Here is a 6,012-nt window from a genome sequence, read left to right on the forward strand (position 1 = left end):
TCAGCTGCACTGCTCGTCGATCACCTTGCGCACTTCCTCGATCCTCGCCTGACGCTCCTGCTCTGTCAGGCGCTTGACCTCGCCGTTGACCTGTTGAAGCACCCGCGGATTGTTCTTCAGCTGCGCCAGGTTGGTCCTGACGCCCGTACAGAATTCGTTACGCCGCGCTGACTCGTCGGCAACCTGCGATTTCACCTTGCGGTCGATCCTGCGTTGCTCGGCTTCGCCACTGGCTTTCATCACCGCCTCGTTGGAGATCGGCTCGGGCGGGGTCACCGGTTTCACGCCTTCGACGGCTGTCGCCTGAACACCGTTGGGCGGTCGTGCATCAAAATGCGTCACACCTTGGCTATCGACCCATTTGTAGATTTGCCCTGCCATTGCCAACGGGCACAGGGCAAGCAGCAGGATACTCACAGCAATGGTTGAACGCATGGCGCCTTCTCTGAGGGTGGGTTACGCATGAAACTACCATAGCCTGGCAGCTCGGCAGGGTTTATTGCGCCGTTTGGGTGCAGGCGCGCAATAAAATGCACGCATCGCTTGACTTGCAGCAGACGAATCACAACAATCGAAAGTCCGCTGTACAGGGACTGCCAGAAGCAGACCCACACAGCAGAGCACAGGCGCACACCAGCGCCGACCCGTTATACCCGCAACGCGTTACCTCGCGCTGGGTGGGAAAAACCCGTGACACTTGGGTACTCCCAATACTTGCTCAGTCAGTGCTGACGTACGTCGGCGACCACCGTCGCTCATGCTCTGCTGGCAGTAAACCTATTAAGACCCGTTCCCATGGAACGGTATTCTGGCGTTTTAGAGGTGAACAACGTGGAGCTTTTATCTGGCGCTGAAATGGTCGTCCGCTTCTTGCGCGACGAAGGCGTTAAGCACATCTACGGGTACCCCGGCGGTGCCCTCCTGCATGTATACGATGCCCTGTTCAAGGAGCCCGCTGTCGAGCACGTGCTGGTCCGTCACGAGCAGGCAGCCACCCACATGGCCGATGGCTATGCCCGTGCCACCGGCAAGGCCGGTGTCGTGCTGGTGACCTCCGGTCCGGGTGCCACCAACGCCATCACCGGTATCGCCACTGCCTACATGGACTCCATCCCGATGGTGATCCTCTCCGGGCAGGTGGCCAGCACGCTGGTGGGTACCGACGCGTTCCAGGAAACCGACATGATCGGCATCTCCCGGCCCATCGTGAAGCACAGCTTCATGATCAAGCACGCCTCGGAGATCCCCGAAGTCCTGAAAAAGGCCTTCTACCTGGCGCAGTCAGGTCGGCCCGGCCCGGTCGTGGTCGATATTCCCAAGGACATGACCAACCCGGCCGACAAATTCGAATACGTCTATCCCAAGAAGGCCAAGCTGCGTTCCTACAGTCCGGCGGTCCGTGGCCATTCCGGGCAGATCCGCAAGGCTGTCGAAATGCTCCTGGCGGCCAAGCGCCCGGTCATGTACGCCGGTGGCGGTGTCATCCTCGGTGGAGCTTCCGCTGCCTTGACCGAGCTGGCCCAGATCCTCGACCTGCCGGTCACCAACACCCTGATGGGGCTGGGCGCCTACCCGGGCATGGATCGCCAGTTCGTCGGCATGCTCGGCATGCACGGCAGCTACACGGCCAACCTGGCCATGCACCACGCCGATGTGATCCTGGCCGTGGGCGCACGCTTCGACGATCGCGTGATCAACGGCGCCGCCAAATTCTGCCCCAACGCCAAGATCATCCACATTGACATCGACCCCGCGTCGATCTCCAAGACCATCAAGGCGGACGTGCCCATTGTCGGTCCGGTGGACAGCGTTCTGACCGAAATGCTCGCCACCCTCAAGGACATCGGTGAAACCCCGAACAAGGACACCGTTGCCAGTTGGTGGAAGCAGGTCGAGGAGTGGCGTGGCGAAAACGGCCTGTTCCCCTACGACAAGGGCGATGGTTCCAAGATCAAGCCGCAGAAGGTCATCGAGACGCTGTGCGAGGTCACCCAGGGCGACGCCTACGTCACCTCGGACGTCGGCCAGCACCAGATGTTCGCGGCCCAGTACTACCTGTTCAACAAGCCCAATCGCTGGATCAACTCCGGTGGCCTGGGCACCATGGGCTTCGGTTTCCCAGCGGCCATGGGCGTCAAGATGAGCTTCCCCGAGGCCCACGTTGCCTGCGTGACCGGGGAGGGCAGCATCCAGATGAACATCCAGGAGCTGTCTACCTGTCTGCAGTACGGCTTGCCGGTCAAGATCATCCTGCTCAACAACGGCGTGCTCGGCATGGTGCGCCAATGGCAGGACATGAGCTACGGAGGTCGCCATTCGCATTCCTACGTCGAATCCCTGCCTGACTTCGTCAAGCTGGTCGAAGCGTATGGCCACGTCGGCATGCGCATCACCGATCTCAAGGATCTCAAGCCGAAAATGGAAGAAGCCTTCGCCATGACCGACCGCCTGGTGTTCCTCGATATCCAGGTCGACGTCGGCGAGCACGTCTATCCGATGCAGATCAAGGACGGCTCGATGCGCGACATGTGGCTCAGCAAGACGGAGCGGACCTAATCATGCGGCACATCATTTCGCTTTTGCTCGAGAACGAACCCGGCGCCTTGTCGCGCGTGGTAGGGCTGTTCTCGCAGCGCAACTACAACATCGAAAGCCTGACCGTGGCGCCTACCGAAGACCCGACCCTGTCGCGCCTGACGTTGACCACGGTAGGGCAGGATGAAGTGATCGAACAGATCACGAAAAACCTCAACAAGTTGATCGAGGTGGTCAAGCTGGTAGACCTGTCGGAAAGCGCGCACATCGAACGCGAGCTGATGCTGGTCAAGGTCAAGGCCACTGGCGCCCAACGCGCCGAGATCAAACGCACCACGGACATCTTCCGCGGGCAGATCGTTGATGTCAGCAGTAGCGTCTACACCGTTCAGCTGACGGGCACCAGCGACAAGCTGGATAGCTTCCTGCAGTCTATCGGCACCGCCTCGATCCTCGAAACCGTGCGCAGTGGCGTGACCGGTATCGCTCGTGGCGACAAAGTGCTGAGCATCTAACTCAATTAGCGACCGGCCGAAATGGCCTAGATAACAGGTGATATTCAATGAAAGTTTACTACGACAAAGATTGCGACCTCTCGATCATCCAGGGCAAGAAAGTAGCCATCATCGGTTACGGCTCCCAGGGCCACGCCCAGGCGTGCAACCTGAAGGATTCGGGCGTCGACGTCACCGTGGGCCTGCGCAAGGGCTCGGCTACTGTCGCCAAGGCCGAGGCCCATGGCTTGAAAGTAGCCGACGTCGCCACTGCCGTTGCCGGTGCCGACCTGGTCATGATCCTGACCCCGGACGAGTTCCAGTCCCAGCTGTACAAGAACGAAGTCGAGCCCAACATCAAGCAGGGCGCAACCCTGGCTTTCTCCCACGGCTTCGCCATTCACTACAACCAGGTCGTGCCGCGCGCCGACCTAGACGTGATCATGATCGCGCCCAAGGCGCCGGGTCACACCGTACGTACCGAATTCGTCAAGGGCGGCGGTATTCCTGACCTGATCGCCATCTACCAGGATGCTTCGGGCAACGCCAAGAACGTCGCGCTGTCCTACGCTTCCGGTGTGGGCGGCGGCCGTACCGGCATCATCGAAACCACCTTCAAGGACGAGACCGAAACCGACCTGTTCGGCGAGCAGGCCGTTCTCTGTGGCGGCACCGTGGAACTGGTCAAGGCCGGTTTCGAAACCCTGGTCGAAGCCGGCTATGCGCCTGAAATGGCCTACTTCGAGTGCCTGCACGAACTCAAGCTGATCGTCGACCTCATGTACGAAGGCGGTATCGCCAACATGAACTACTCGATCTCCAACAACGCCGAATACGGCGAGTACGTGACCGGCCCTGAAGTCATCAACGCCGAATCGCGCCAGGCCATGCGCAATGCACTCAAGCGCATCCAGGATGGCGAGTACGCCAAGATGTTCATCAACGAAGGCGCTACCAACTACCCTTCGATGACCGCCAAGCGTCGCAACAATGCCGCCCACGGCATCGAAGTCATCGGCGAGCAGCTGCGTTCCATGATGCCTTGGATCGCCGCCAACAAGATCGTCGACAAAGCCAAGAACTGATACAGTTTCAGGCGACAAAAAACGCGGCCATGGCCGCGTTTTTTCGTTATGGTGGCAAGCTTCTGGTATAAAGCTGCAACGTTTTGCGGTCGAACCCTCGACCCAGACGCCTGTCGAAACTTTCCACACCGTTGCAAGGTATTGTCCATGAGCGAACGTCCCGAAGAGCCAAACAAGGCTCCTGACGCCGAAAGCCTCCTGCCGATCGATGAGCATGTCGAAGAAGGGCATGACGCCGAAGGACGTAAAGTCCGGCACCGCGGCATCTATCTCCTGCCCAACCTGTTCACCACGGCAAACCTGTTTGCGGGTTTCTACTCAATCATCAACTCGATCAGTGCCCAGAGCGCCGGCAATGCTGCCGAAGCCAGCAAGTATTTTGCCTACGCTGCCATCGCCATCTTCGTGGCCATGGTGCTCGATAGTCTGGACGGTCGCGTTGCGCGCATGACCAATACCCAGAGCGCCTTCGGTGCGGAATACGACTCCCTGTCCGACATGGTCGCATTCGGTGTCGCACCCGCGCTGCTGGCCTTTGGCTGGGCACTGGGTGACATGGGCAAGGTCGGCTGGATGGTGGCCTTCATCTACGTCGCAGGTGCGGCACTGCGCCTGGCGCGGTTCAACACCCAGGTCGGCACCGCCGACAAGCGCTACTTCATCGGCCTGGCCAGTCCGGCTGCTGCCGGTGTGGTCGCAGGTCTTGTGTGGGCGTTCAGCGACTACGGCATCCAAGGCTCGAAGATGTCCTTCCTGGTCGCCCTGCTGGTGGCGGCCGCAGGCATGCTGATGGTCAGCAACATCAAGTACAACAGCTTCAAGGAGCTGGATCTCAAAGGTCGTGTGCCCTTCGTAGCCATCCTGGCGGTCGTTCTGGTGTTCGCCGTGGTGTTCAGCGATCCACCCCGCATCCTGCTGCTGATCTTCCTCGCCTATGCCGCTTCCGGCCCGATACAGTATTTGTTACGCATGCGCCGTCACAAAAAAGCAGAGTAAATTCAATTTCACGCATAATCCGTAGTCTCTTGGTATGTTGAACACAGCCAAGGCTACGGAGGCACCATGCTTATCAAGCTATCGCGTGCTTCGGACTGCAAAGAGTCCGAAGTCACCCCCGAATCGATCTATCTTTCGCGCCGCTCGCTCATGGGCGCCACCGCAACAGCCTTGGCCGTTTCGGCACTTCCCTCCTGGGCATCCGCTGCCGACCCATCGCGCTACGAAGGCGTCGACCCCAGCGGTGCGCCCGCCTGGTTGAACGACAAGCTGGGTCAAACCCGCTGGGGTGCGGTCACCGTGCAAGGCGAGGCGATCACGCCTTTCAAGGATGCTACCCACTACAACAACTTCTATGAGTTCGGCACCGGCAAGGGCGATCCGGCAGCCAATGCCGGCACCTTGAAGACCGAACCCTGGTCGGTGGTCATAGACGGTGAAGTGGCCAAGCCTGGGCGCTATGCCCTCGAAGACTTCATGAAGCCTTATCAGCTCGAAGAGCGGATCTATCGGCTGCGTTGCGTCGAGGCATGGTCCATGGTCATCCCCTGGATCGGCTTTCCCATCTCGGCCTTGCTCAAGCAGGTCGAGCCCACCTCGAAAGCCAAGTACATCCGCTTCGAAACCTTGCAGGATCCCAAGAGCATGCCCGGTCAGCGCTCCGGCTTTGCCCTGATCAACTGGCCGTATGTAGAAGGCTTGCGCCTGGACGAGGCAATGAATCCGCTGGCAATCCTTGGGGTAGGCATGTACGGCCGCGAGTTGCCCAACCAGAACGGCGCACCCTTGCGCCTGGTAGTGCCGTGGAAGTACGGGTTCAAAAGCGTCAAATCCATCGTGCGTATCAGCCTGGTCAGCGAACGGCCAGAGACGACCTGGGAAAACATCGCTCCCAGCGAGTA

Annotated in this window: 6 protein-coding genes (1 of these 6 cut by a window edge); 5 read left to right on the forward strand and 1 reads right to left on the reverse strand. The window is 59.8% G+C overall.

The features are described 5' to 3' along the window. Window positions 1–435, reverse strand: a complete 435-nt coding sequence (locus tag ONG87_RS03285) for a DUF4124 domain-containing protein (protein ID WP_192104436.1) — start codon at window positions 433–435, stop codon at window positions 1–3. Window positions 436–831: 396 nt separating this feature from the next. On the opposite strand from ONG87_RS03285, the gene ONG87_RS03290 reads away from it, so the two are divergent. From ONG87_RS03290 to msrP, 5 genes are all read left to right on the forward strand, one after another. Beyond that, window positions 832–2,556 (forward strand): acetolactate synthase 3 large subunit, encoded by a 1,725-nt coding sequence (locus ONG87_RS03290; RefSeq protein ID WP_122480255.1) that lies wholly within the window; start codon window positions 832–834, stop codon window positions 2,554–2,556. A gap of 2 nt (window positions 2,557–2,558) precedes the next feature. Beyond that, window positions 2,559–3,050, forward strand: a complete 492-nt coding sequence (ilvN, locus tag ONG87_RS03295; protein ID WP_043190700.1) for an acetolactate synthase small subunit — start codon at window positions 2,559–2,561, stop codon at window positions 3,048–3,050. 47 nt (window positions 3,051–3,097) lie between these two features. After that, a complete protein-coding gene (ilvC, locus tag ONG87_RS03300; RefSeq protein ID WP_043190697.1) occupies window positions 3,098–4,114 on the forward strand; it encodes a ketol-acid reductoisomerase in 1,017 nt (338 codons plus the stop codon). A gap of 147 nt (window positions 4,115–4,261) precedes the next feature. Further along, window positions 4,262–5,110, forward strand: coding sequence for a CDP-diacylglycerol--serine O-phosphatidyltransferase (gene pssA / locus ONG87_RS03305; protein WP_122480158.1), 849 nt, complete (start codon window positions 4,262–4,264; stop codon window positions 5,108–5,110). 66 nt (window positions 5,111–5,176) lie between these two features. Continuing rightward, window positions 5,177–6,012 carry the 5' portion of a protein-methionine-sulfoxide reductase catalytic subunit MsrP gene (gene msrP, locus ONG87_RS03310; protein ID WP_192056414.1) on the forward strand. The gene runs 178 nt beyond the window's last position, so 836 of the gene's 1,014 nt are visible here — the first part of the coding sequence; it begins with the start codon at window positions 5,177–5,179; its stop codon lies beyond the right edge, outside the window.

This window comes from Pseudomonas sp. MM227, from assembly GCF_947090715.1.
Taxonomy (GTDB): domain Bacteria; phylum Pseudomonadota; class Gammaproteobacteria; order Pseudomonadales; family Pseudomonadaceae; genus Aquipseudomonas; species Aquipseudomonas baltica.